We start from the raw sequence: 25993 nt of genomic DNA on the forward strand, positions 1-25993 counted from the left end.
CTCTCCCGCCGCTCTGGCTCATTTAACTGCGGTGGTAGAAGACTTCTTGACGCAGCGGGAAAACGGAAAAATACTTCCCCCGATTTTTCTAATTCCACCCCGTACCTCAATAGCAGCGGCGAGGGCAGAAATTTCCCAATTCCACATCCCAGCTGAAACCGGGGTATTGATGCGCACATCCGGCTCTACTACCGGAGAAGGAAAAATAGTAGCTCTCAGCTGGGATAGTCTTATATATTCCGCCCAAGTATCCCAGTTGGCAATGGGCGGAGCCGGAGCGTGGATCACGCGGCTTCCACTCCACCATATTGCCGGATTTCAAGCAGTACTGCGCTCGGTATTGTCTGGATACCGGCCTTTCTATGAGTACCGAGAGCCAGATCTGCTAGAGAAAGAAAAAATTGCCCGAATCCCGCGTATCTATCGCGCACAGGTGCCTACCCAGCTGCAAGAAATGCTGGAAAATCCACAGCTACTAGCAAAGAATCCCGCGACGGCACTGTTGATAGGAGGGGCCGCTCTCCGCACCGATTTACAAGCCGCGGCTCAGAGAGCCGGTCTTAGTATCGTCACTAGTTATGGCATGACGGAGACGGGTGGAGGCTGTGTATACAACGGCGTAGCAATCGGCGATACCCAAATCAAAATAGCGGAAAATGGGCAGATTTCTCTCGGCGGTAGCGTCGTAGCCCAAGGGTATTTAAGGAAAAAGATCGCTCCTCCGGCAGAAGAAAAAGAATTTTCGCTGCACGCCGGCACGCGATTCCACCATACTCGCGATTTAGGAAAATTTACTGCCAGCGGAAAGCTAGAAATTCTCGGCCGGATCGATGACGCCATTACCACCGGTGGCCTCACAATTATTCCGAAAATAGTGGAAGAAGCTATTGCCGCCCAGTTTTCAACTGCGGCAGTAGTAGTAGGAATCCCCGACCAAAAATGGGGAGAAGCGGTTATTGCCATTACCGAAAAGCCGCGGGAAGAAACAGTGGTGCGCAGCTACTTAAAAGAAAAATTTACGGGTGGTTGGGTGCCAAAACGGGTAATAAGTTGGCCCGATTTAGCGGCGGCAACGCTTACGGAATTGCCTGCAAACTGGGATAAAAATTCTTTCCTCTTTCCGCGTATGGAATCTGGGAAAATTAATCGCCGGCAACTACGACTCTGGGCAAAAGGCTATATAGAAAAGAATGTAGAATAGAGCGGCACGAAAAGTAGAAGGAGAAATTGTGGCCACGCTGAACGATTGGTTAGAAGGAGCACGTATTCGCACTCTCCCCGCTTCGGTAGCACCGGTATTCGCGGGACTAGGGGTAGCCCTAAGCGAAGGAGCTTTTTCTTGGTTACGAGCATTTTTAGCTCTCGGAGTGGCACTATTTCTGCAAATAGCCGTCAATTTTTTTAATGATTATTCCGATGGCATCCGCGGCACGGATGATTTCCGCAGTGGCCCGCCCCGCCTGACCGGAGGGGGAAAAGCTACTCCCCGCACCGTATTAGGAGCCGCGCTATTATCCCTAGCAGCAGCGGGGGTGTGCGGCATAATCCTGATTTGGCTCTGCGGAAAATGGTGGCTCTTAGGGGCAGGTTTGGCAGCTATGCTCGCCGCCTGGTTTTATACCGGCGGAAAACGCCCCTATGGTTATGCTGGGTGGGGGGAAGTATTCGTCCTCATTTTCTTTGGCTATATGGCGACGGTGGGCACCGTCTACACCCAAACCCTCACAGCGCCTCTGCATAGCTGGATTAGCGGAACCGCTATGGGGCTGATTGCCTGCGCCCTACTTATGGTAAATAATATCCGCGATATTCCGACCGATGTGCAGAGCGGCAAACGCACTTTGGCCGTGCGGCTGGGAGATAAAAAAGCTAGAAAAGCCTTTGCTATTTTCACCGCTTTACCACCGCTCCTGCTAGTAATTTTTCTCGCCCCCAGATATCCACTCTTTTTGGGATTATTGGCCTTTATCCCGTGGATATATAGAATTAATCGGCCGGTACAGAGCGGAGCAAAAGGAAAAGACCTTATTTTGGTGTTGAAAAAGACGGGACTCTACGAGTTATTCTTTTCCCTTGCTCTGCTACTGGCTTTCCTCTTAGCTACTAAAATCCCCGCCACCGCCCCCTTAGGGATTACCGGATGGCTAGTGGGAAGTTGCGGACTTATTTTCTTCCTCGTCGATATTGCCCACACCACTCTGCATAAGAATTCCCGCGCCTAAACCGGAAATTCCCGCGCTGCTTGCAAGAGCTATCTTTCCCTGCGCTCAGAGCGTAGCGTATGGCATTTAACTCCCTACTTCTACTAGAATGACTGATATGGCAAGAGTAGCAATTGTATTATTGGCGGCCACCGTCACTATCTATGCGTTTATTGATTGTGCCCGTACCCCAGCCGAAGCGATGCCGGGGAAAATAAGTAAACCACTCTGGCTACTTTTGACTGCTATTGCCCCACTATTGGGTGCCTCGATTTGGCTGTTCTTTAAGTATCAAAAAGTACTCACCTCCGATACCCCTATCGGAGGAAAAGATTTATTTCAAAAGTTGTATCGCAGCGGTGATAAAAAGGCGAAGGGTCCCCTGGCGCCGGATGATGATCCCGATTTTTTGGCACGCCTCGAAGCTCGAAATCGGCGTAAGGCTTTTGAGGAAAAGCAGCGGCAGCAAAATAAGAAAACGACTGCCGATTCAGAAAAAGATGAAAAATCCCCATCACCTAGTGATAAGACACCAACAGAGCCAAATCCCCATACCGAGAGCAACGAAAAAACTGCCGAACAAAAAGATGAAGACGACGGCAAAGGACTCTACGGTTTCTAGCGCAACTTCGGTTTCTAGCGCAACTTTTCGCAGTGATTTACTCTATTGAGCGCTCTACTTTGCAGAACTAAGAGAAATTTTCTAGTTACTACTTTTTACTTTTCAGTAGTCTTTTTAGCCGCCGCAGAGGTGCCGGGAGTCATATCCTGTGCATGCTGCAGTAACTCAGCAGCAGGCTCCCAATATTTCCACGAAACTAACTGATTATCTACAAAACTCAAAGAAGTCACCGAAGCGAGAGCACATTCGCGCTTCCGCGGATCGTGAAGATACGGCTTCCCTTCAATAAAGAGCCGGAAAACCCAAATAGGTAGCTGGTGAGATACTAAAACTACTTCTCCCCCACGCCCTTGCTCTAAACCATTTTTCACTGCCCGCGCCATGCGCTGCGCTATCTCGGTATAAGGCTCTCCCCAGGAAGGACGGGCGGGGTTTATATAGCGTTTCCAAAAACGTGGATGAGCGAGCACGCCCCGCTTATTAATAGATTCCCCTTCAAATTGGTTACCCGCCTCGAGCAGATTTATATCCTGCTGCAGCGGTAATTGCAAAGCGGCCGCCGTCGGCGTACCGGTTTCTATCGCTCTTTCCAGTGGGGAAGTAATAACGGCGCGAATATCATGGCCTTGGGAAAATGCTTCCGCTAACCGCTCTGCCATCGCATTTCCCAGCGCAGAAAGATGATAACCAGGAAGACGCCCGTAGAGCACTCCCTCCGGATTGTGCACTTCCCCATGCCGGACTAAATGCACAGTAGTTAAATCCATCTTTTATTCCTTTTCATCGGGCATAATCTGCGCACAAATTCGCCCCAACTCTAAAAATTCTTTCCTAGTTAAAGAATCGATTAAGTATTTACGCACGGAACCCACGTGCACTGGCGCGGCGCTCTGCACTTTCTGCCAGCCTTTTTCCGTAAGAATACAATTTCGCCCGCGCCTATCATCTGCACACTTCAAACGCTGTACATATTCTTGCTTTTCCAGTCGATGTACCGTATGAGTGAGCCGCGAGCGTGAATGCACCAAATTATCCGCTAACTGCGACATACGCAGCTGCCTCCCTGGCGCTTCACTCAGATAAGCTAACACTTCATACTCGGAGAGAGAAAGATCTTCTTGCTGCTGTAAATCAGCATTCGCAGCAACTAAGAATTTTGAAATACCCTGTAGTAACGACCGCCAAGACTTCTGCTCTTCGGCATCTAACCACTGTATATCGTTCTTATTGCCTTCCATGATTTCCCTCTTTGCACTAATGAGGCTCGATCTTTCGATTGAGCCTCATTTAAAATCACTGCCTATCGCTACTTCTTATTGCGACGCTGATGGCGAGTCTTACGCAGCAGTTTGCGGTGCTTTTTCTTGGACATGCGCTTGCGGCGCTTCTTAATTACGGAACCCAACGGTTACCTCCACAATATATTTTAGTAGCTAGGCTACCTACGAACATAGAAAATGTTACTAGGAATAATACCCGAAAGTCTAGGCGCCGAAAACTTCTCGCTGCTGATCTTCCGATTCCCCGGAGAGCAGCTGACTTAAAGCGGAACGAGGCACTCTATAGGAGCTTCCTACTCGCACTGCCGGCAGCTCTCCCGCGTGTATCATACGGTAAATCGTCATTCGCGAAACCCGCGTAACATCGGCGACTTCCGCAACCGTAAAAAACTGCGGAGCCGAATTCGATAGCTGCGCCATCCGTGTCCGTCCTACTTATTTCAGCCAGATATATATCTGGGGCTATTCCACATCTTTTGCTCCCGGATTTTCCTACGCACTGCTTCCACAGAGATAGGAAAACGGGATTACCACCCCAGCTTACACGAAAATACTGAAAAGGACAGAAAAATTAAGAATTTTATTTGCCTCGCCCGTCACAAAAGGATATTTTATTGAGGATTAGGTCTACGCTAGGTACAGAAGCAGCAGAAGAAAGGAGGAACGGTGCCGGCAATTCCTCAGATACATCCACGCTCTAAGATAGAAAAAAAATTAATTAGCTTTCGCGAATATATTGATCACTTAGCCACCAATTCTCCGGCGCGCTTTGCACTCCTAGTATTTGCGAGCACGATTCTTTTTTTCACTTTGCTACTTCTTATTCCCTACACCTATAACGGCCCCGGCTCTCCCAACTTCTTAGCTGCCCTCTTTACCGCTACCTCTGCCGTTTGCGTCACTGGTTTGACGGTAGTAGAAATAGCTACTTTTTGGACGCCACTCGGTCATATTATTATCGCTTTAGCCGTGCAGATAGGCGGGCTCGGCATTATGACTATCGCTTCTATACTCGGTCTAGCGGTAGCACGGCATATCGGCTTAACTCAGCGGCTATTGATTGCGCGAGAAACAAAGACTCGCCTCGGCGAAGTCGGCACACTCCTGCGCGCAGTGGCAATTACTTCGGCCGTAGTAGAGACGCTCTTGGCTCTCGCTCTCTTACCAACTTTTATCGCCCAAGATCAAAGCTTCATAGAAGCAGTAGGAAATGCAATTTTTGCTTCTATATTCACCTTTAACAACGCTGGTTTTACCACTCTCCCCGCGGGAATCAGCCCCTTCGTCGGTAACTGGGCTTTCTGTATTCCCGTAATTATCGGAGCGATGATTGGTGCCATTGGTTTTCCTGTAGCCTTAAATATCGCTACCGCAGGGCGAAAGATAGAAAAGTGGACACTTCACACTCGCCTTACTCTGCTCACCTATCTAGGGATTTTCCTCATTTCTTGTTTTGCGCTAATGATTCTGGAATGGAATAACGTCGGTACTTACGGCGGGCTCTCTGGAAATGAAAAAGTTCTAGCTTCTATTTTCCACGCGGCAAGTGCTCGCTCGGCGGGTCTCTCCACTGTGAATGTGGGAAATATGCACGAATCTACTTGGTTCATACTCGATATCTTGATGTTTATCGGGGGTGGTTCCGCTAGTACAGCTGGCGGCATAAAAGTGACTACTTTCAGCGTCTTACTATTAGCGGTACTGGCGGAAGCGCGGGGCGATCGCGATTCCGAGATATTCGGGAAAAGAATATCGGCAAATGTCACCCGCTTAGCTATTTCCGTCACGCTCCTCGGAGCCACACTGGTGGGAATTGCCACCATAATTTTGCTGCAAACTACCCCATATTCACTTTCCCAAGTGCTTTTTGAAGTGATCTCTGCCTACGCCACCTGCGGTTTAAGTACCGGAATTACTCCTTTCCTCCCCGGAAGTGCCCAGGTCACACTTATAGTGCTCATGTATTTAGGCAGAGCGGGTACTATGACTTTCGCGGCGGCACTTGCTTTACGCCAACGCCGGCGCGTGATTCGCCTCCCGGAAGAACGGCCAATTATTGGCTAGTGGCACACGAAAACCACTAGAATCTAAATAGTAGAAAACTAGTTGTAGAAGTTAGTGAATTCCCAGATATTTAGATAAGGAAAATTATGGCGCGCAGCAAAGATAATACTAGCGAAGGAGTTCTGGTAATCGGGCTAGGCCGCTTCGGTACTGCTATCGCTGTGACTTTAAATAAATTGGGGAAAAGTGTGCTGGCGGTGGAATCAAACGCCGTCTTAGCTCAATCTTGGTCACACCGTTTTCGCGTAGTGGAGGCGGACGCCCGCTCCGCAGAAGCATTAGTGCAGCTGGGAGCAGAAGACTTCGGAATTGCCGTAGTAGGCGTGGGCACATCGCTAGAATCTTCCGTACTAATTACGGCTAATTTAGTGGATTTGGGGATTAAACAAATTTGGGCAAAAGCCACCTCCCGCGAGCATGGCACAATTTTGAAGCGTATCGGTGCACATCACGTCGTCTATCCAGAGTATGACGCCGGGCAGCGCGTAGCTCATATGCTTTCCGGAAAGATGCTCGATTTTATTGAGATGGAAGATCACTTCACGATTGTAAAGATGCTGCCGCCGAAAGAAACAATTGGGTTTACCGTTGCAGACTTAAAATTGCCGGAAAAATACGGCATTACCCTCATTGGCGTAAAATCTCCAGGGCAACCTTTTGAATATACAAATCCGCAGACCCAAATTAACACTGGAGATGTGCTGATAGTATCTGGAGAAACTTCGCTGTTAGAAGCCTTCGCCAATCGCAGCTAAGGTTAGAAAATCTAATAACAACTAAGGTTAAAATCCACTCGCACTCTCCGCGCCCGACATAAAAATTTTCGGAGCGGGAAGCTAAGCTGAAGATATGGCAAAAAAGAGTACCACCGTTTTTATGTGTACCGAATGTGGCTGGACCACCACCAAGTGGGCTGGCCGCTGCGGAGAATGCCAAACCTGGGGCACAGTAGTAGAAAAAGCAGAACGTATTGGCGCAGCACGCATTGCTGCGAGCTTACCCTACACTCCTGCCCAACCCATTACGGAAATATCCGGAGAAATAGCGCAAAAATATCCGAGTGGTGAAGATGAGCTCGATCGGGTGCTGGGCGGAGGAATAGTGCCGGGAGCGGTAATGCTGCTAGCTGGAGATCCAGGAATTGGAAAATCTACTCTTCTCTTGAGTGTAGCCGGCAAAGCGGCAGTTGCGGCGGAGCAAAATGACGCGGGCCCCATACTGTATGTAACTGGAGAAGAATCAGCAGCGCAGGTACGCGCCCGCGCTGAGCGGATTGGTGCTGTGCATCCGCAGCTCCTACTGGCCGCGGAAAATTCAGTAGAAAAAGTACTAGGCCATCTCGAATATAGTTCTCCATCATTGTTGATTGTTGATTCGGTGCAAACTCTCGCCCACCCCGATGTGGAAGGAGCAGCCGGCGGGGTGGCACAAGTAAGAGCGGTAGCCACCGCACTTATTGCCGAGGCGAAAGAGCGAAATCTGCCGGTGATGCTAGTAGGGCACGTCACGAAGGATGGCACTATTGCTGGCCCACGCACTTTAGAACATTTGGTGGATGTAGTATGCCAATTTGAAGGAGATCGCCATTCGCGGCTGCGCTTACTGCGGGCAGTAAAAAACCGCTATGGTGCCACCGATGAAGTAGGTTGCTTTGAACTCCATAATGCCGGTATTCGGGGTCTGGCCGATCCTTCCGGTCTATTTCTTTCAGCCCGTAAAAATACGGTGCCGGGCACTTGCGTAACCGTCACTTTAGAGGGGCGCCGCCCGATGCCGGTAGAGATTCAATCACTTTCCGTACCCGCCCCCGGCGCTCCCCGCCGGACCACTTCTGGAGTCGATTATTCACGCATAGCTATGATGCTCGCGGTAATTCAATCCCGGTTAGGAATTGCCTTTGAAAAGCAAGATATATTCGTATCTACAGTAGGTGGTGCGCGAGCGCCCGAGCCCGCCAGTGATTTAGCGGTGGCACTCTCTCTTGTATCATCTGCTTTAGATTTGCCACTCGCCCCCGGAGTAGTAGCTATTGGAGAGGTATCTTTGACCGGCGAGCTACGCCCGGTGATTGGCCTGCAACAGCGATTAAACGAAGCCGGCAGATTAGGATTCCGAATTGCCTTGATCCCGGCCGGCACCGAAAAAATAGCTACCCCGCCGGGTATGGATTTACGGCCCATCGATGACGTAGCAGCTGCCCTAGAAGCAGTTTTGCCTATTCCACCGCAGCAAATTCGCGCCCGCAATAATTCACTGCAATAATAATTTTCCGCAATAGCGATTTAGAAAATTTCTGCTCTTTCTGCTCTTTCAAGTTAAATAGCGAAATTATATATCTTGCGGAATTACTACCTTACAGAATCACTAATCTTGCGGAGTACCATCTGCGGCCGGAGCAGAATTATCTACCCCCACCACCCGCACTGCTGGAAGCATCTCCCGTACCGCTAGCATCATCTGCATTACCAACACCACTAGTATTATTTTCGCTAGCATTATCTTCATTGGCACTGCCGCCGCGGCCCCCTAAGAAAAAGCTATTTTCTCCCCCCGCTTTTTCCCCACCTATATAGAGCTGCATCTTATAGGTGCCAGATTTAGCGGGATACAAATCAGCACAACCTGCATCAGTCGCATGGCCATTCCAATACAGAGTATGAGTGGTACTTAAGCCTTTATCGAGCAGCAATATACGTTTTTCTTCACCGGCTTGGCATTTTTGGGAATCCCAGATAGTCTGATTCCCACTCCAAAGCCGCAGCTCCGCATTGGCATATCCCATATCGATATAGCAAGCTTTCTGCCCGGCAGAATTTTTTAAAGTAATAGTAAAAGAAACTGGCTCTCCCGCGGCTGGCGCATTATGCGCCACCGTGATATCAAGCATGGCAGCGCTACAAGGTACCGGAGCAAAATTTTCCGCCGCGCTCGGTTGGGTACGATTTTCTTGCATACTTGCCACCGCACCTCGAATAGTATGTATAACTAAGAAAACCGCCAAAATCGCTCCGAGGAGCAGTAATAGCCGTAAAACCCATTTTTGCCGCTGGGAGCTCTCTGCCCAATTATTTTTCATCCGTGAGAATGCGCTTTGCTCGTTCCGACTTCTAGAACGAGAATTTTGCACAGGCGCCGCCTTTTTATTTTGCCGGCTTTTCTTTTCCAGCTGCGGCATAAGAGCAGAAGCGATATCGTTACGGCGCGATTTTTGCCCATTTCTAGGCTTAGGTATAGCGGTATTGCGCCCCTTAGTTGGCTGCCGCCGGCTACTTTGCGCTCGCCTACCACTTTGCACTCGTCCGCTGTTTTGCGCTCGCTCCCTACCACGCAGATGCGGCGTCTTTTTTCCCGCCGGTGCTATTTTTTTCGATCGCGGACGCTTGCTATCTTTACCTTCTGCCATACTCTACACGGTAGCTTGAATAGGGGCACTGGAAAAGCATTTGCTGCTCTAGGCGTGCCTGTTAAGATACTGCTATGCGCAGCATCTCTCCTCAAAAAATAATCCGGATAGGTAGTTTCTTAGCTCTCCTAGTTCTCACTGTGCTCACAGTAAGTTTATTGGTCTCTATTTACAGCCCCAGCCACTCTCTTCTAGCACTGCTCCCCGTCTTGCTACCGGCTCTATCCACCTTAGGAGTAGCCGGGTATACGGTCGGGAAAAGTCACTTTTCTCCTGTGTCCGCTGCTGCCCCGTGGATAAAAATTTTTTCTGGAGCCGGAATTGCCGGTATTCTACTGCTGCTGAGCGGAATTATTATTAGCTTAATAAGCGGTTTTTCCTTATTCCCCGTATTCCTTATGACTCTTTTAGGATTACAAAATCCAGCTGGATGCTTTCTAGCAGCCCGTTATCTAAGATCTGCCAGCCAAAAATAGTCCAAGCGTAGCTCTATCTCTCAGCAAATTTCTTCCAGCTTAACAGCCGTATCTTCGTCAATAATTAAATCGGTGACTACTCCTGCCCGTAAAGCAGCCAAAAGCGGGATGGCTTTCTCCACCCCCGCTACTACACAAATTCGGCGCGGGATTTTTTGTAAAGCGGCCGGAGTAGGGCCAGTTGCCCGCCTATTGAGAGGTAAATCTTCCCAAGAGCCATCTGCGCGCAGTAATACCGTACAGACGTCACCCACTACTCCTTCTCGGCTCAGCTCCTCCATTTCACTGGCACTCAGATACCCTCCGGCATAAACCTGCGAAGGCATAGAAGATCCTAAAGAGCCCACGCCAAAGACGGCCACATTCGCTTTTGCCTGCAAATTCAACACGCTCTGAATTGATTTTTCTTTCCACAGAGCTGTTTTCGTATCTTCGTAGTCAAAAAAAGCCGGAACGGGGAAATAGCAGAGCGCAGAGCCATAAGCTTTTCCGAAAGCTGCCATGATCTCCCCCGCATAAGGGATTCCTGTGGTCACTTGGTTAGCAGCGCCGTTCAATTGCACCACGAGGGAACCAGCTGCTGGCTTCACCACTAAGGCGTCTGCCACTGCTGCAATGGTATTTCCCCACGCCACTCCGACTACATCCGCCGGAGCAATCGCTTCGGAAATAATCACCCCCGCCATCGTAGCCACCACTTCCAGACGGCGAATTTCATTGGCTCCGAAAGGAACTGCTACCACGTGCGTATTGATACCAAATTTGCGGGAAAGCCGCTGCCCTAGATTATCGGCAAGTTCCTGGGGCGGGTGCAGAGTAATCTGCACATAACCCGCATCTCGAGCTTTTTTTACCATCCGTGAGACGGTGGAGCGTGAAATACCCAGCCGGCGGGCGATAGATTCCATAGTTTCACCCTGCACGTAGTGCATTACCGCCGCTTCATAAGCGATATTCTGCCTTTCCGCCATGAGTTTCTCCTCCGTTGTATCTTGCTTCTATAGTATACGCCTGCAAGATATCCTAAAAGGAAAGCACAAAATTGCACATTTGGGCAGAGGCAGGAAAGCCTGCCCACTACACCCGCAAAATTTTACTTCTGCGTAGCGCAAAACAATGCAGAATCTTAGTTCTGCACGGCGTAAAATCTTAGCTCTGCACAGTTTTATAGAAAAGACAGCGCTACTTAAGAAGTTTAGAAAAACCGCTGCTTTTGCTACTTTTGTTACTTTGCTACTTTTGCGCCGGTTTCACGAAGGGGAAAGTAATTGTTTCCCGAATTCCCAAACCAGTCATGGCCATTAGAATACGATCGATTCCCATCCCGATTCCTCCGGACGGCGGGAAACCATACTCCATCGCTTCGATAAATTCTTCATCGAGCTGCATAGCCTCTGGATCACCATTAGCGGCATCTAAAGATTGCTGTGTAAGACGCTCGCGCTGCACTACTGGGTCTGCGAGCTCGGAATAAGCTGTACCAGTTTCCACTCCGCGAATATAAAGATCCCATTTCTCCGTCAAGCCGGGCTTGCTCCGGTGATAGCGAGTAAGTGGCGAAGTATCTTCTGGGAAATCGCGCACAAAGGTGGGGGCATATAGATGATTACCCACGAGCTCTTCCCAAATATCTTCTACGATTTTGCCGTTTACCGCATAATCTTTAACGCCAATATCGTGCTGCTGCGCAATTTTTTCCAAACGCTCCCGCGGTGTATCTACCGTTATCTCTTCTCCCAGTTTTTCCGAAAGCGACCCGTAGAGATCTAACTGCGCCCATTCTCCTCCTAGTTCATAGACGCTTCCATCGGCGAGAGTGACGGAGGTGGTGCCGAAAATATCACGAGCGGCATTTTGCACCAAGTCTTGCGCTAACTGCGCCATCGTATCGTAGGTGCCATAAGCCTGGTAAGCTTCCAAAGCAGTAAATTCCGGAGAATGCGAAGAATCTGCACCTTCATTGCGGAAATTCTTCCCTATCTCATATACCTTATCCACTCCTCCTACTACAGAGCGTTTCAGATAGAGCTCCGTGGCAATGCGCAGATATAAATCTTCATCATAAGCATTGATATGAGTGGTGAAAGGCCGAGCTGCCGCACCTCCGTGCAGAGTCTGCAGTATGGGGGTCTCCACCTCAATATAATCTTGGCTTTCAAAAGTACGCCGGAGCGAGCGCATAAGAGCTGCCCGAATACGCACCATATCGCGCGCGCTCTGGCGGGTAATTAAATCAAGATGCCGCCGGCGAATCCGCGTCTCTTCATTTAAGCTGCTCTCATTTCCGTCGGCGTCAGTAAAAGTCTTCGGCAGAGGCCGCAAAGACTTCGAAGCCATATGCCAACTGTGTGCAAAGACAGAAAGCTCTCCGCGCTGGGAAGCTCCGATGTGGCCAGATACGAAAATCTGATCTCCTAGATCTACATCCGCCTTCAGATTATCTAGCTCTTCTTTCCCTACATTAGTGAGAGAAAATATGATTTGTAACCGAGTGCCATCTCCTGCTTGCAGTACTACGAAAGCAATTTTTCCCGACGGGCGCATAAACATAACTCGCCCAGCCAGTGCCACTTCGTCTGGCAATTCTTCTCCCGGCGCCACATCACTATATTTAGCCCGTACTTCCTGAATTGTAGAGGTAATGGGCAGCTCAGCAGGATAGGGATCGTGCCCGCGCTCCATAAGCCGCAGCCGCTTAGCTTTCCGTACCTGAATCTGCTCAGGAATATCTTCTTCTCCGGATTGCATATTTCTATTCATGGAGTTCCCATTCATTTTCTTAAAAAGCCTATCTTTCCGCCCAGCGGGCTTGCCTTAAGTATATAATTTTCTGCTGCTTCCGGCCGCTGCCAGCGCGTGATAAGCAGCGCAGCTTCATTTTATTTCTATAGCGAGGTTGTCTATAAGCCGGGTATCTTCTACCCACGCAGCTAGAATAATGCGCGCGGCACCTTGAAAATCTGCAGCAGCCGGCAAGAAAGTACTATCTTCTACCACCTCTACATAGTCAATTTTGATAAGAGAGCTATTCTGCAATACCGCTGTGGCTGCTTGGGCAATAGCCGGTGCTTTTTCTCCTTGCTGAGCTAGGCCTGCTCCCGCTTGTAAAGCACGATAAAGCTGAGTGGCTTCGGTGCGCGCCGCTGGGCTTAGATAGCTATTGCGGGAGCTGAGTGCCACCCCATCGCCGGCCCGCGCAATCGGTACCGCTTTAATCTCTACCGGTATATTTAGATCTTCTACCATTGCTTTTACCAGCGCCAACTGCTGAGCATCTTTTTCTCCAAAGAAAGCATAATCGGGCTGGGTAAGTTGTAATACTTTCTGCACCACCTGCAGCACTCCCGCAAAGTGCCCGGGGCGGGTCTTTCCCTCAAAAAGCTTGGCGGCGGGCCCGGGATCTATACGCACCTGTGGCTCCCGCGGATAAATTTCTTCATCAGTCGGCGCAAATACTACGTCTACCTCTTGCTCCGAAAGTAATTGCAAATCTGCCTCTAGTTGCCGCGGATATTTTTCGTAATCTTCTTCCGGGCCAAATTGGAGCGGATTTACGTAAATAGAAAGCACCACCTGTGTGGCAAGCTTTTGTGCTTCTTTCACTAAAGCCAGATGCCCCGAGTGCAGAGCACCCATCGTCATGACCAACGCCCGCTTATCCAACTTTTCTCCGTGCGCACTACTCGCACCATATTTTCCCGCGGAAGCCGCAGCCAAAGCTTTCTTTAAATCAGCTTTTGTGCTCACTACCTGCATATTCTTACCCCCTTCTCAGCAGCTTTCTGCTAAAGATACTTTATAACCGCTCTCAAAACTAATCTGAAAACGCGGTAAAATGCCAATCTAAAAATTGACTCAAAATTACTCCGCAGCTTCACCCGTCAATAAGGCCAGTAGCTCCACCGCTTTACTCTCCGAAATTTTCCCGCGCCAAGCCGCTCTAGCCACCGTCGCAATCCCTAAAGTACGATAGGTTGCTGCCGTATGTACGCAGCTACTATCTTCTTCACTTAGTTCTTGCAAGGCCTGCAGATGCGCAGCCACACTGCCTGTATCTCCGCGCGAAATTGGACCCGTCAAAAGTGCATCGCCAGATTGTAAGGCCCCTTCTACGGCTGCCTGCATGAGCGGGCGGAGATATTCTCCCGGATTGGCTATACCAATTTTTTCCAGTATTTGCAGAGATTGGCTAATGAGCGTGACGCTATGATTAGCGCCGTGGCTGAGCGCCATATGGTAGGCAGTGCGATCGGCTTCTGCCACTATCACCGGCTCTCCACCTATCTCTGCCACTAAGGCTTGGCCAATTGGCTGTAAAGATGCTGGCGCAGTCACGGCGAAAGGGCAGCCCCGCAGGCGTGCTACATCGAGGGAAGTACCAGTAAAAGTCATAGCCGGATGAATAGCTAAGCAGAGCGCTCCCAGCGCCCGCGCGGGCGCCAATACTTCTGCGCCGTAGCGCCCGGCGGTATGGATTACTATTTGCCCAGCTTGCCAGGCTGATAATTTCGCCAGCCCGGCCACAAGCGGCGCTAATTCGTCATCTGGAACTGCCAGCAGCACCAGTTCAGCGCGTTCCACAATTTCAGTTATCTCTAAAGCCGGTACGCCAGGAAGTAAAGTAGCTAAACGCTCTTGCGAATCTTCCGAAGCAGCATAGGCGCCGATAATTGCATGGCCTTGCCCTCGCAGCGCATTACCTAGAGTAGCTCCAACTTTGCCAGCGGAGATAATACCAATACCCAATCTTCCCGTACTGCTCATACAATTCCTCGTGTAAAAGAAAATAGTTTAAGCCGAAAAACCGATTCGTTTTTTCCACTCTTTTAAGGATTCACTCACGCCCACACTGCGCGCTTGCGCCGCAAGTGCCTCTTCTTCTGCCCACAGTTTCCATAGATAATCGGCATCTAAATTCCGCACTTTGCGGCGGGTAGTTCCCGGTATAGTGTGCACCGAAATGCTCGCTAAAGAGCGCTGGCGCTGCAGGGGTCCAGTCGAAAAAGCATGAGATTGAATGTGGTCTTGCAAAGTAAAACTCACTGATCTTCCCCATCGGCCCGAGCGCATAATTATCACTCTTTCATTGGCAAATATTCCCCGCCCTGGCGCACCAATCGGGTCAAAGAGTCGCGCCCGCGCCGGCGCCCCGGCAAAGTATTTTCCGCTACCCCGCCCGCGGAATGCTTCTTCGAGGAGTGCATCGGAATCTTCCACCCCTAGTTGAGGTAAAATCGTCCACAGCAAATGCTGCATTTCCGCACGCTGCGCGACACTCACAAAAGTATCGGAGAGATTTTCGAGCATTTTTTCTCCGGCCGCAGTTATCGCTATTTCCCACCAGCCCAGCGGTTTCCAAAGAATTTTCTGCTTTACTTCTACGGCATGAATTCGCTGCGGAGGGTAAGTGCGTGTAAGTACGGTAGTAGCCCCAGACCTGCGGCGTAAGCCCTGCGGAGAAAGATAGACTTTTGTGCCATAAGATTTCAAAAATGGTTTAACTATCTGCTGGAAGACACCTATAAGCACAATTCCAAGTCCTAGTATTCCACCCTTATTATCCAACACTTGTACTACCAATAGCGCAGTTGCAAATATTGCCGCTAATAAACTACCCATATCCAATAGGTGAGAGCCAATCAATCTGCCGGTAGGAAGCGAAAATATGAGGTTATCTCCCGCTTCATCATCTACATCAAATACCGGAATCGCGAGTGAATTTCCGGTAGTTTCTGTGCTAGTAGCTGCTAGGGTAGCTCGCAGCAGAGCTTCCGGCGTATCTTCTTCGCTAGTTACACCAGATTTCTCCGCCGCTATATTTGTAAAGAAATTTGTATCTCCAGATCGCGCAGCTTCCAGACCCTTAAGAATTTCTTTGCGCAGTTTTGCGCAATCTGCTAGCCGCAACAAACCGAGCTCTAGCGGATCTTCACTAGCCCCAGCTGAGGTGAGCTGCAGAGAACCAAAACCAAAGATTCTCCCAAAAAGTGTCTGTTTTACTTCGACTGACTGCAATCTATCCCAGCGCATATGCGAATGACGCCGCCAAAATACTCCTTGGCGCAGGTGAATACCGGCGGCATTGATGGCGTATTTTTTTCTCCACCAGGAGATTACCGAAAATACCACTAAGCCGAGGGTTATCAGTACTACCCCACCGAGTATATAGAGAGTCTTTGAATAAATATCGCCGGAGCGCAGCGACTCCCATAAATCTTGTATTCCCCCGTTTTCCACTAAATTACTCGCCACTTGGTACAGACCAAAAAGTAGCACTAGCCAAAAAGAGCCAGCACTGGCGAGCGGAGTGACTTTATGGAAACGCCGCCATTCTGAGGTACTTACTTTATCTGCGTTCACAGCCCCTCCACCCGATTGGCGTTACCTAAAGCAGTGAGACGCATCCGGAGAGCTTCGGCGGTTTCTGCCCGTAATCCGGGAATGCTTCCATTGCTTTCAGCAGAAGCCGTCACTAGTTCTACCTCGGCTAAACCATAGTGGCGCAGGAATGGACCGCGGTTGATATTTACTTGCTGCATCCGCCCATAAGGAATAGCGGTTATCGATTGAAACATGACGCCGCGGCGGATTACAAGCACTTCTTCTAGCTCTGCATAGCCAAGCGCCCGCGCCCGCCGCCGCACCAGGTAGAACACCCAGATAACCCCGAGGAGAAAAATTCCTAAAACAATCCACCAAATTACACCGGGGAAAGTGGTGCTGCCATAGAAAAAAGTGAGGAGGGAAATGGGAATAATCCCCGCTATTGTGCCGCATAGAGCAGTTAGTAATAGCACGCGATAGTAAGCGGGATCTACCGGAATAAATTCAATATCCGTTCCTAAGGATTTTTGCACAGCAACCTCTCTTGCGAATGTATAGAATTTTCCGCTACCTAGCAGAAAGTTGATGTTTTGTTTTTAGTTTAACTGCAGCTCTATTAAGCTGGTTCTCCTAAAGGAGCCCCCGGAGAGTGAGAATCATCATCTTTATCTTCTACTATGCACCAGCGTTCTACTACCCAGCCGGCGATAGTTAAAAATACGGAAGCAATTACCACTAATAAGAAATTCCAGATTTGCTGCGTCAAAAAAGCATTACCACTTATATTCAGATAGCAGAAAAGAATTCCTGCTGCAGCTCCTCCTAGCAATGCACCAGTGCGGGAGGCAGCTTGGCTGAGCAGCCAGATACGGCCAGCCTGGAGAGGAGAAAGGGCGCGCTTGCCGTGCCGATACGTGCGCACTACCCATCCTTGCCAGAGCACGGAAATTCCGATTAAGAAGGGCATGAGGAAGGTACAACGCGGCACGAATAGCGGCACTTGCCCCGCCCGTATCCAAATTTTGGCAAAAAAGAAACCCGCTCCTCCAAGCAGTAGCGCACAGAGGGCTAATTCCCAGAGAGAGGTGGGCTGAAGCTTAGGCGATCCGGAAGAGCCAGTAGGAGAAGAGGCAGAATTTTTTTTCACTTTATTTCTCCTGCTGAGGCCGACATATTTCCACCTCTTGCGCAGCTACTTTTGCCAGTAAATCAACTATTGGCACTCCTCCCAGCTGCGCATGCGGGGAAATTTCCGCCCACGGTTCCAGCACGAATCTGCGCTGTGCCGCCCGCGGATGCGGAAGCTGCAACTCTGGATCATTCGAAGTGATATCACCAGCCGTAATAATATCTAAATCGAGAAGGCGCGCTCCCCATCTTTCAGTTCTGGTTCTTCCAAAGCACGCTTCTAGCTCTTGTAGCTTATGCAACACTTCCAACGGGGAAGTAAGAAATTCTGCCTCTAAAACGGCGTTTATATACGGAGGTTGCGGGGTTTGCCCCGGCGCAAGTAGCGGAGCGGTGCGATAAAAAGAGGAGCATTTCTTTATATCTGCTATTTTTTCTAACTCACACATCGCTTGCTGCAAGGTACGCGCGGGGTCTCCTAAATTTGCCCCTAACGCAATTACGTAACGCCGCGGCGCCGGCCGGAGAATTTCTGCTTGCCGCTCTACCTCCACATATACGTCTTGAAATTCTATTTCTAAGGGAGCCTGCGGTTTATGCACAGTTACTTTTACTTGGCGCGCACCTAAGTTAAGCACTTCCAGAGCAATGCGATGTGCCAGAGTCTCAATTAAATTGACGGATTCTCCGCCCATTATTTTCCGGGCACATTCCGCCACATCGGCATACGATATGCTTTGTTTAATTTCATCTGCAGCTATCGCCCCGGCAGTAATTACCTGATACGAAATATCTACTAAGAATTCCTGCGCCCGCGCTTTTTCAAAAGCAAATACTCCGTGTCGGGCTGCTAGAGCTACACCTTTTAGAGTAATCCAATCTGCATACATTAGGCCCTCTGCTCTGCTAGCAATTTATGCACTGTGATGGCTTGCCGAGAAGCAGCTACATTGTGCACCCGCACTGCCCAGATATGTTTTTCCCAAAGAATTCCCGAGAGGACGGCGGTAGCCAAATCCCGATTTGGAGCTGGAGCTTCTGGATCTACAGCTGCTAAAAATCTTTTTCGAGATTGCCCGATTAACACGCGGTGCCCGAGCGAATTAAATTTTTCTATGCCAGCTAGGACTTGCCAATCTTGTTTCCCTAATTTAGCGAAACCTAAACCCGGGTCAAGTATTATTCGCTCCGGAGCTATTCCCGCCTCCACAGCCGCATCACGCTGGGTGAGTAACTCTTGGCAAACTACTTCTACAATATCTCCCGCATAATTACTGAGACTATTCATAGTGCGGGCATTACCTCGACCATGCTGCAATATGTAGAGGCAATCCAATTCGGCAATCGTGGCAAACATCCGTGGATCTCCTTGCCCGCCAGTCACGTCATTTACAATAGCTGCACCCGCTGCCACTGCGGCCGCTGCTGTTTCACTGTGGTAGGTATCTACCGATACGGTTATTTCCGAAGATAACTCCCGCACTACCTCGGCAATACGCCCCCACTCTTGGGTTGGCGAAATTGCCGCAGCGCCGGGGCGAGTAGATTCTCCGCCGATATCAATAATCTCTGCACCCTGCTGCTGCAGTAATTTTCCTTGGGCAATTGCTGCTTGCGGGGTATCCCAACGGCCGCCATCAGAAAAAGAATCGGGAGTGACGTTTAGAATTCCCATTATTTTCATTGCTGCCCTCATTTCTGGCCAGCAGAAAGCAGAGCCATTGCTTCTGCCCGCGTAGCTGGATTGCGCATAATTCCTCGCACCGCGGATGTGACCGTTTGTGCTTGCGGAGTGCGCACACCACGCATTGCCATACACATATGCTCAGCTTCGATTACTACAATGACGCCGCGCGCAGCTAAAGATTCATACAAGGTATCCGCTATTTGCGAAGTGAGTCGCTCTTGCACCTGTAGACGCCGCGCATACATTTCCACTAAACGTGCCAACTTAGAAAGCCCAGTAACTTTGCCACTTTCTCCGGGGATATACCCGACGTGTGCCCGCCCATGAAAAGGTAGTAAATGATGCTCGCACATCGAGTACAGCGGAATATCACGTACCAGAATTAATTCTTGGTGGCCAATATCAAAAGTTGTAGCCAGCGGAGCGGCGGGATCTTCCGCATAGAGACCGGCAAAAATTTCCCGCGCTGCTCTTTCGATACGTTCGGGAGTATCGCGCAATCCTTCCCGATCGGGATCTTCTCCAACTGCACGCAGAAAATCCCGAATCGCTTTTCTCACCCCAGGGGCATCGTATTCTGCCATTATTCTGCACCTGACTCCGGAGATTTTTCCGCTGCATGCCGCCCAGTTGGGTATGTGGGCGGCTCCTGATCATCTGAGGTAGCTGCCGGCGGTGCCGGTTCAGAAGCAGCAGATTCAGCTCCAGTCAGCTCCGCAGCACTCGGCTCAGCCGGCGTTGGCTCCGGAGGAAGCGGTACCGGCGGCAAATCGGAAACTGGGCGGCTCGGGGCGGAAAGCCACTGCTCGCGAGGCGGAGCTTTCCGAATCTTCTGGAAGATTTCTTTTAGTTCTGCCTCTAAAATAGTTTCTTTTTCGAGCAGACGCGCCGCTAGTTCGTCGAGCACCTCCCGATTAGAGTTGAGTAACTCCCAGGCCTCCTGCGTGGCCGTTTCCATCAATGCATGGACTTCTGCGTCGATAACTCCCGCTAAATCTTCGGAATACTCCCGCTGATTGCCCCCACCAAAACGAGTCATCGGATCTGGATCATCTGAAACGAGGCGCACCGGCCCTACGCGCGAACTCATTCCATACTCAGTGACCATCTTCCGTGCAATACTGCTGGCTTTCTGAATATCGTTCGAAGCTCCAGTAGAAGGATCGTGGAATACTATTTCTTCCGCAATTCGCCCACCCATCGAATAGACCAACTGATCTAGGAGCTCATTGCGGGAAGTGGAGTACTTATCTTCGGCGGGCATTACCATGGTGTATCCCAGCGCGCGCCCGCGCGGTAAAATCGTCACTTTGGTGACTGGATCTGTATAGTGCAGCGCCGCGGCCGCTACCGCGTGCCCACCTTCGTGATAAGCAGTCATGCGTTTTTCTGCCGGATTCATTACGCGACTCCGCCGCTGTGGTCCAGCTATGACGCGATCGATTGCTTCATCGACATCCGCTTCCGATATTTCGCTATGCCCGCGCCGCGCGGCCAGTAATGCTGCTTCGTTAAGCGTATTAGCTAAATCAGCTCCGGAGAATCCGGGCGTCCGCCGCGCCACTGCTTCTAGCACTACTTCATCCATTAAAGGCTTGCCCTTGGCATGCACTTCCAAAATTTCTTTCCGGCCAAGTAAATCCGGAGCATCTACCCCGATTTGCCTATCGAAACGCCCCGGCCGGAGCAGCGCCGAATCCAAGACATCTGGGCGGTTCGTAGCGGCAATTACAATCACATTAGTACGCTCGTCGAAGCCGTCCATTTCCACCAGTAATTGATTCAGAGTCTGCTCCCGCTCATCATTACCTCCGCCGATGCCGCTTCCCCGATTGCGCCCGACAGCGTCTATTTCATCTACGAAAATAATTGCGGGAGCGCTCTTCTTTGCCTTATCAAAAAGATCACGTACGCGCGAAGCACCTACTCCCACAAACATTTCCACAAATTCTGATGCGGAGATATGGAAGAAAGGTACTCCCGCTTCGCCAGCTACCGCTCGTGCCAATAAGGTCTTTCCAGTACCAGGGGGACCGTAGAGCAGCACGCCTTTCGGAATGCGCGCCCCCATCTTGTGGAATTTCTCTGGCGTTTCAATAAACTCTTTTATTTCCCGCAATTCTTCGACTGCTTCATCTACTCCAGCCACATCGGCAAAAGTGACATCCGGTAGATCGGATTCCATACCGTCCTTTTTCACTTTCCCAAAAGCGGTCATACCACTTTGCAAGCGCGGGAAAAGCCAGAGGAATACGCCAATTAGCAGAATCATTGGCAGCATCATGGTGAGAAGGGAAGTGAAGAAAGACTGCTGCGGTACGAGCGAATTATAGCCATTCTTACTGGAAGCCGCGCCGACTAATTGCGCTATTTCCTCTGCTTCCGGATCTACGTATTGGAACTGCACCCGCTTCGTGGGCTGCATCTTTTTGCCCTTTTCGTCTTTCGGGGTGTATTCCTTATCCAGCCACACTTGCACTAGCTGTGAACCATCTGTGACTTGGATACGCTCGATTTGTTGACTTTTCAGTACTTCTTTACCCTCAGAAGTCTGAATAGAAGAAAAACCACCTGGATTAAAAATCCAATAAAAAATCAAACCACTCAGCACGAATATTAGGAAAGTGGTGAGAATAAGGCGACGCCGGCGCGCCCCTTTTGCTTCCGGAGAAACTGGATGCTTAGCGTGCCCCGCTTCCTCTTTACCGTTCCTCTTCCAAAGCCGGTTCGATTCCTCCAGCTGCTTGAGCTTCTGCTGGCGTTTTTGCTGGCGCTTCTGCTGCTTTTCGTTTTTGTCGCTGCGGCGGCGCCGCGGTAAATTTTTCTCTGCCAAATTACTTTATTTCTGTGTCTAAATTGCCAATATTAATTATTATCCACCATATACATGCGGAGCTAGAGTGCCTACAAAAGGCAGATGCCGATATTTTTCGGCGTAGTCAAGACCATACCCAACAATAAATTCATCCGGTATATCAAATCCCACATAATTTACTTCTACTGGGATGCGCGTGCTCTGCGGCTTCCGGAACATCGTGGCAATTTTAATAGAAGCTGGCCCGCGCGATTGCAAATTTTTCTTTAGCCATGCCAGGGTGAGCCCCGAATCCAAAATATCTTCTACTATCAGCACATTTCGATCTTTAATATCTTCGTTAAGATCTTTCAAAATACGCACTACTCCCGAAGATTTAGTGCCGGCTCCGTAGGAAGACACCGCCATCCAATCCATCGCAAGCTGCAAAGAGATACTCCGAGAAAGATCTGCCATTACCATCAGGGCCCCTTTTAGTACCCCCACCAGCAATAAATCTTTACCGGCATAATCGCGCGATATTTCTGCCCCTAATTGTTCAACTCGCTCTTTAATCTGCTCTTCTGTGAGAAGCACTTTCTCGATGTCATTTCCGGTATCTTCCAGTTGCATTAGCCCTCCCGTGCTATTTACTCTGCGAAGTAAAAGATAAAGAATTCTTATCTCGCCACGCTTTTACGCCTGGCAAATCAATTCCAATTTTATTTTCCCGCCCTAGCACTAGCTTATCAAGCTCAGCAAGATGGCTGTATACTAATTCTCCTCCGCGCCCACCGGCAGCTAAAAATGCCAGACGCAGTACCCGCCGGCGTAAAGCCAGTGGATACACAGCTAAATCTGCGCAGGAAAAAATTATTTCTTTCCCCACTATTGCAGGCAGAGAACTATCTAACCCCATCGGCAAATTATCTGGTGCAGCCAAAAAATTACTCGATATAGCCAGCGAATTATCTGCCCCGCTCGGCAACTTATCTGACTTGGCCAGCAGCTGCAGCAAAATTTTTTCTGCTTGCCCACTCAATACCTCTTCATCAGCTTGGAGCAGCTTAGCGGTGCGCGCTAAGGCGGGCACTAATCCGGGGCCGAGAATTTCTTCTAAAACCGGGATTGCCTGATGGCGTAAAGCGGAGCGACGAAGAGGAGAGCCGTCTGCTGCTTTCCACGGACCACTCGGTTTATTAGAAGGATCTTCCACCGGTTGCAGGTGCAGTTCCATACAGATTTTCTCTATTTCCGCCCGCGTAAATTCCAAAAACGGCCGGCACATTGACACCTCGGAATGTAGCGGCAGTGAGCCGCGGAAAGGCATACCGGAAACCGAGCGGGCACCGGCACCACGCCCAAAGCCAAGCAAAACCGTTTCCGCCTGATCATTTGCGTTATGCCCTAAAAGCACCAAAGCAGGTTGGCGATTTCCATCATTCTGCACCACGCCGATTTGCTCTGCCCGCGCAGCCAGCGCCGCATAACGCGCACTGCGAGCTTCTCCCTCTGGGCCATCTCCCACTCCTAGCTGCACTTTCGCTATATCCGCTTCAATACCCCAGGCTCGCAGCTGCTGGCAGACCGCAGCCGCCTCCGCAGCTGACTCCGGGCGAATACCGTGATCTACTGTGAGTGAATAGAGGCGGATGGCTCGCTCCCGGGCAGCATAGCAGGCACTAGCAGCTAAAGCTAAGGAATCTGGCCCACCAGATACTGCTAAAAGTACCGGAGATCCAATAGGTAAATCTGCAAAAACCGCTGCCAAAGCGTGCCGGGCGGCACTCACTAGACGGTGGGGACCAGCCATTTTCTTTTCTCTTTTCTTTTTAGAAATACCGCAGACGGTTAAAATAACTAATTTTCCGCCGCCCACTCCGCCATATTTTATCGCCTAAATATCTCTCCCTAACGATTAGAGCCTATTCAGCTAAAGTGGCCACTGCTTCATCTATCGCCACGCGCGCGCCATAAAGCGTACCGGGTTTAATATCATCGGCAATAATAGCAAAAATAAGGGGACGCCCAGCTTTTGTATAGATAAATCCAGCTAAAGAACTCACGTTTTCTAAAGATCCCGTTTTCGCCCGCACTTTCCCAGCCATATTGGTGCTATGAAATCTATCGCGCAGAGTTCCTCTTAAAGAAGCCACCGGCAATCCCGCCGGTAAAGCTGCTAAAGAGCATTTATCACAATCCCATACTCCTTGCAGTACCTGGCCTAATAGGGAAGCAGTGAGGCGATTTTGCTCAGAGAGACCGCTGGAATCAGCCAGATTTATACCGGTAAGAGAGTATCCTTGCTCAGCTAATACTGCTTTCACACTCTTTCCGGCTCCCACAAAATCTGCCCGCTCACCCTTTGCAGCTGCGAGAAGATGCCCCAGCGTCTCTGCCAAAGAATTATCAGATTCTTTTAAGCAGACCTCAATAATTTCACGCAGTGGAGCCGAAAGTACTCGAGCTATTTCCGTTGCTTTTTCCGGAGCAGCCGCATTCGGCACTAAATTCGCTTCAATTCCGGCTGCCTCTAGGTGCTGGCGAAAGACTTCACCTGCTACTTGCCCGGGATGCGGCTCTGGATAAGGAGGCTCTCGAAAATTTCTATTTATTGCTAGCGGAGAACTCTCCATAACCCAGTTTTGCTCAGTCTCCCCTAAACCATCTACCCAATCAGGACCAGAAAAAAGCGATTCGTCTACGGCCAAATCGACACTAGTGATTTGTTTCTTTTTTAATTCCGCTGCGGCCGCCCGCGCCAGATCTCCTAATCCGCTGTAGCCCACTACCTTATCTTTATTGCCCTTATCAGCTGCGAGGAGAATATCTCCTCCCCCCACTAAATAGAGTTTTTTACCCGCAAACTTCACTTGCGTAGGAAATTGTGCATCCGGCCCGAGCTCTTGCAAAGCAGCTGCCGCCGTCAAAATCTTATTAGTGGAAGCAGGTACTGCTGGGCGCTGCGCATCTAAATTTGCTAAAACTTTTTTGCTGGGAGCATCTATGACGATTGCCGAAACTTTTCCGCTCATTCGCTTATCTTGCTGGAGCTGATTTAGTTTCTGCTGCAGAGCTGCCGCCGCCGGCAGAGCAATTTCTGAGTAGTCACGGCTCGGTAAATCAAGAGACTCGATTACTGTTCCCGCCTCTGGAGCCGGATAAGCAGCTGCTTTATTTTGTGGCTCTTGCAGGGTGTACCATCCCGGCACTATATCCCAGGCGTCAGCACATATATAAAGCCCCAGCACACTCACTAGAGCCAAAATTGTTATTTTCGTTCTACTCACTCGCAAATTTTCCCACACTACCTGGTGTTAAAAGTACTAACGTGCACATTATAAGGCCAGTTGGTACTATTTTTCCTCTCTAAGCAAGGTAAGATTAAAGAGATAGAAATTTGTAAAAATTCGCCGGCGGCGGTCCGAGCGGTAGATAGTTACCGCGAATTTTGCTCCGGTACAGAATAAGGAGGATTTAATGGAATTCGATGTACTCATTGAAATTCCGAAAGGTAACCGGAATAAATACGAACTCGACCACAAAACGGGGCGTATTCGCTTAGACCGTCTACTTTTCACCTCTACCCGCTATCCAGATGATTACGGATTCATCGAAGGCACGCTGGGAGAAGATGGCGATCCTTTGGATGCCTTAGTAATTCTCGAAGAAGCGACTTTCCCCGGTTGCGTAATACGCTGCCGCGCCCTCGGTATGTTCCGGATGTCAGACGAGGCCGGCGGCGACGACAAAGTGCTCTGCGTGCCCGCCAGCGATCAGCGAGCTGCTTGGCGCACCGAAATTGAAGACGTATCCGAGTTCCACCGTTTAGAAATTCAGCATTTTTTTGAAGTATATAAGGAACTAGAACCAGGTAAATCTGTAGAAGGCGCTCACTGGGTAGGGCGTGCAGAAGCCGAAGCAGAAATTGCGCGCTCCTACGAGCGCGCTGCTTCCGGTGACTATTACAAAAAATCAGCCGAATAAGTTCTTGCCTATATAAAGGTGGGGCGG

At 49.9% G+C, this 25993-nt stretch carries 26 protein-coding genes; 7 read left to right on the forward strand and 19 right to left on the reverse strand.

From position 1 onward, the window contains the following. From BQ7117_RS06455 to BQ7117_RS06465, 3 genes are all read left to right on the forward strand, one after another. A partial coding sequence (locus tag BQ7117_RS06455; RefSeq protein ID WP_084789980.1) for an AMP-binding protein occupies nt 1–1201 on the forward strand: 1201 nt, incomplete at its 5' end. 28 nt (nt 1202–1229) lie between these two features. After that, nucleotides 1230–2222 (forward strand): 1,4-dihydroxy-2-naphthoate polyprenyltransferase, encoded by a 993-nt coding sequence (locus BQ7117_RS06460; RefSeq protein ID WP_073996718.1) that lies wholly within the window; start codon nt 1230–1232, stop codon nt 2220–2222. A 97-nt stretch (nt 2223–2319) separates the two neighbouring features. Continuing rightward, nucleotides 2320–2823 carry a PLD nuclease N-terminal domain-containing protein gene (locus BQ7117_RS06465; RefSeq protein ID WP_073996719.1) on the forward strand — a complete coding sequence of 168 codons (504 nt, stop codon included), beginning with the start codon at nt 2320–2322 and terminating at the stop codon, nt 2821–2823. A gap of 95 nt (nt 2824–2918) precedes the next feature. On the opposite strand, the gene BQ7117_RS06470 is transcribed toward BQ7117_RS06465, so the two are convergent. From BQ7117_RS06470 to BQ7117_RS06485, 4 genes are all read right to left on the reverse strand, one after another. Beyond that, entirely contained in the window at nt 2919–3590 is a 672-nt protein-coding gene (locus BQ7117_RS06470; RefSeq protein ID WP_073996720.1) for a histidine phosphatase family protein, read from the reverse strand. Nucleotides 3591–3593: 3 nt separating this feature from the next. After that, on the reverse strand, nt 3594–4061 hold the full coding sequence (locus BQ7117_RS06475; RefSeq protein ID WP_073996721.1) for a MarR family winged helix-turn-helix transcriptional regulator: 468 nt from the start codon (nt 4059–4061) through the stop codon (nt 3594–3596). Between the two features lie 68 nt (nt 4062–4129). Beyond that, a complete protein-coding gene (locus BQ7117_RS06480) occupies nt 4130–4195 on the reverse strand; it encodes a 30S ribosomal protein bS22 (protein ID WP_434533527.1) in 66 nt (21 codons plus the stop codon). Nucleotides 4196–4307: 112 nt separating this feature from the next. Continuing rightward, nucleotides 4308–4523, reverse strand: a complete 216-nt coding sequence (locus BQ7117_RS06485) for a helix-turn-helix domain-containing protein (RefSeq protein ID WP_073996722.1) — start codon at nt 4521–4523, stop codon at nt 4308–4310. 246 nt (nt 4524–4769) lie between these two features. On the opposite strand from BQ7117_RS06485, the gene BQ7117_RS06490 reads away from it, so the two are divergent. From BQ7117_RS06490 to radA, 3 genes are all read left to right on the forward strand, one after another. Further along, nucleotides 4770–6167 (forward strand): TrkH family potassium uptake protein, encoded by a 1398-nt coding sequence (locus BQ7117_RS06490; protein WP_202613028.1) that lies wholly within the window; start codon nt 4770–4772, stop codon nt 6165–6167. An 86-nt stretch (nt 6168–6253) separates the two neighbouring features. Further along, a complete protein-coding gene (locus BQ7117_RS06495) occupies nt 6254–6922 on the forward strand; it encodes a potassium channel family protein (RefSeq protein WP_073996723.1) in 669 nt (222 codons plus the stop codon). Nucleotides 6923–7016: 94 nt separating this feature from the next. Next, nucleotides 7017–8429 carry a DNA repair protein RadA gene (radA, locus tag BQ7117_RS06500; RefSeq protein WP_073996724.1) on the forward strand — a complete coding sequence of 471 codons (1413 nt, stop codon included), beginning with the start codon at nt 7017–7019 and terminating at the stop codon, nt 8427–8429. Between the two features lie 139 nt (nt 8430–8568). On the opposite strand, the gene BQ7117_RS06505 is transcribed toward radA, so the two are convergent. From BQ7117_RS06505 to dacB, 15 genes are all read right to left on the reverse strand, one after another. Continuing rightward, on the reverse strand, nt 8569–9570 hold the full coding sequence (locus BQ7117_RS06505; RefSeq protein ID WP_073996725.1) for a hypothetical protein: 1002 nt from the start codon (nt 9568–9570) through the stop codon (nt 8569–8571). 496 nt (nt 9571–10066) lie between these two features. Continuing rightward, on the reverse strand, nt 10067–11017 hold the full coding sequence (locus BQ7117_RS06515) for a sugar-binding transcriptional regulator (RefSeq protein ID WP_073996727.1): 951 nt from the start codon (nt 11015–11017) through the stop codon (nt 10067–10069). Between the two features lie 262 nt (nt 11018–11279). Beyond that, nucleotides 11280–12806, reverse strand: coding sequence for a lysine--tRNA ligase (gene lysS, locus BQ7117_RS06520; RefSeq protein ID WP_084789983.1), 1527 nt, complete (start codon nt 12804–12806; stop codon nt 11280–11282). 114 nt (nt 12807–12920) lie between these two features. Continuing rightward, the gene (panC, locus tag BQ7117_RS06525) at nt 12921–13802 is read right to left on the reverse strand and encodes a pantoate--beta-alanine ligase (protein ID WP_073996729.1); all 882 of its coding nucleotides are present in this window, start codon (nt 13800–13802) and stop codon (nt 12921–12923) included. 105 nt (nt 13803–13907) lie between these two features. Beyond that, nucleotides 13908–14810 (reverse strand): Rossmann-like and DUF2520 domain-containing protein, encoded by a 903-nt coding sequence (locus BQ7117_RS06530; protein ID WP_073996730.1) that lies wholly within the window; start codon nt 14808–14810, stop codon nt 13908–13910. Nucleotides 14811–14837: 27 nt separating this feature from the next. Then, the gene (locus BQ7117_RS06535) at nt 14838–16406 is read right to left on the reverse strand and encodes a PH domain-containing protein (protein ID WP_073996731.1); all 1569 of its coding nucleotides are present in this window, start codon (nt 16404–16406) and stop codon (nt 14838–14840) included. Continuing rightward, complete coding sequence (locus BQ7117_RS06540) at nt 16403–16903, reverse strand: PH domain-containing protein (protein ID WP_073996732.1); 501 nt, start codon at nt 16901–16903, stop codon at nt 16403–16405. Before BQ7117_RS06540 ends, BQ7117_RS06535 begins: the two co-directional genes overlap by 4 nt. A gap of 83 nt (nt 16904–16986) precedes the next feature. Continuing rightward, nucleotides 16987–17517, reverse strand: a complete 531-nt coding sequence (locus tag BQ7117_RS06545) for a DUF3180 domain-containing protein (RefSeq protein ID WP_073996733.1) — start codon at nt 17515–17517, stop codon at nt 16987–16989. Between the two features lies 1 nt (nt 17518). Next, nucleotides 17519–18388, reverse strand: a complete 870-nt coding sequence (folK, locus tag BQ7117_RS06550) for a 2-amino-4-hydroxy-6-hydroxymethyldihydropteridine diphosphokinase (RefSeq protein ID WP_073996734.1) — start codon at nt 18386–18388, stop codon at nt 17519–17521. Beyond that, complete coding sequence (folP, locus tag BQ7117_RS06555) at nt 18388–19182, reverse strand: dihydropteroate synthase (protein WP_084789991.1); 795 nt, start codon at nt 19180–19182, stop codon at nt 18388–18390. Before folP ends, folK begins: the two co-directional genes overlap by 1 nt. An 8-nt stretch (nt 19183–19190) precedes the next feature. Then, a complete protein-coding gene (folE, locus tag BQ7117_RS06560) occupies nt 19191–19769 on the reverse strand; it encodes a GTP cyclohydrolase I FolE (protein ID WP_073996735.1) in 579 nt (192 codons plus the stop codon). After that, the gene (gene ftsH, locus BQ7117_RS06565; protein WP_337189425.1) at nt 19769–21820 is read right to left on the reverse strand and encodes an ATP-dependent zinc metalloprotease FtsH; all 2052 of its coding nucleotides are present in this window, start codon (nt 21818–21820) and stop codon (nt 19769–19771) included. The genes folE and ftsH overlap by 1 nt, the downstream gene beginning before the upstream one ends. 237 nt (nt 21821–22057) lie before the next feature. Next, on the reverse strand, nt 22058–22612 hold the full coding sequence (gene hpt, locus BQ7117_RS06570) for a hypoxanthine phosphoribosyltransferase (RefSeq protein WP_073996737.1): 555 nt from the start codon (nt 22610–22612) through the stop codon (nt 22058–22060). Between the two features lie 13 nt (nt 22613–22625). Then, complete coding sequence (tilS, locus tag BQ7117_RS06575) at nt 22626–23792, reverse strand: tRNA lysidine(34) synthetase TilS (protein ID WP_073997035.1); 1167 nt, start codon at nt 23790–23792, stop codon at nt 22626–22628. A gap of 112 nt (nt 23793–23904) precedes the next feature. Then, complete coding sequence (gene dacB, locus BQ7117_RS06580; RefSeq protein WP_143273988.1) at nt 23905–25269, reverse strand: D-alanyl-D-alanine carboxypeptidase/D-alanyl-D-alanine endopeptidase; 1365 nt, start codon at nt 25267–25269, stop codon at nt 23905–23907. Between the two features lie 190 nt (nt 25270–25459). On the opposite strand from dacB, the gene BQ7117_RS06585 reads away from it, so the two are divergent. Next, a complete protein-coding gene (locus tag BQ7117_RS06585; RefSeq protein ID WP_073996739.1) occupies nt 25460–25966 on the forward strand; it encodes an inorganic diphosphatase in 507 nt (168 codons plus the stop codon). Nucleotides 25967–25993: the final 27 nt, after the last annotated feature.

The sequence above is a fragment of the Arcanobacterium urinimassiliense genome (assembly GCF_900119495.1).
In the GTDB taxonomy this organism is placed as follows: Bacteria; Actinomycetota; Actinomycetes; order Actinomycetales; family Actinomycetaceae; genus Arcanobacterium_A; species Arcanobacterium_A urinimassiliense.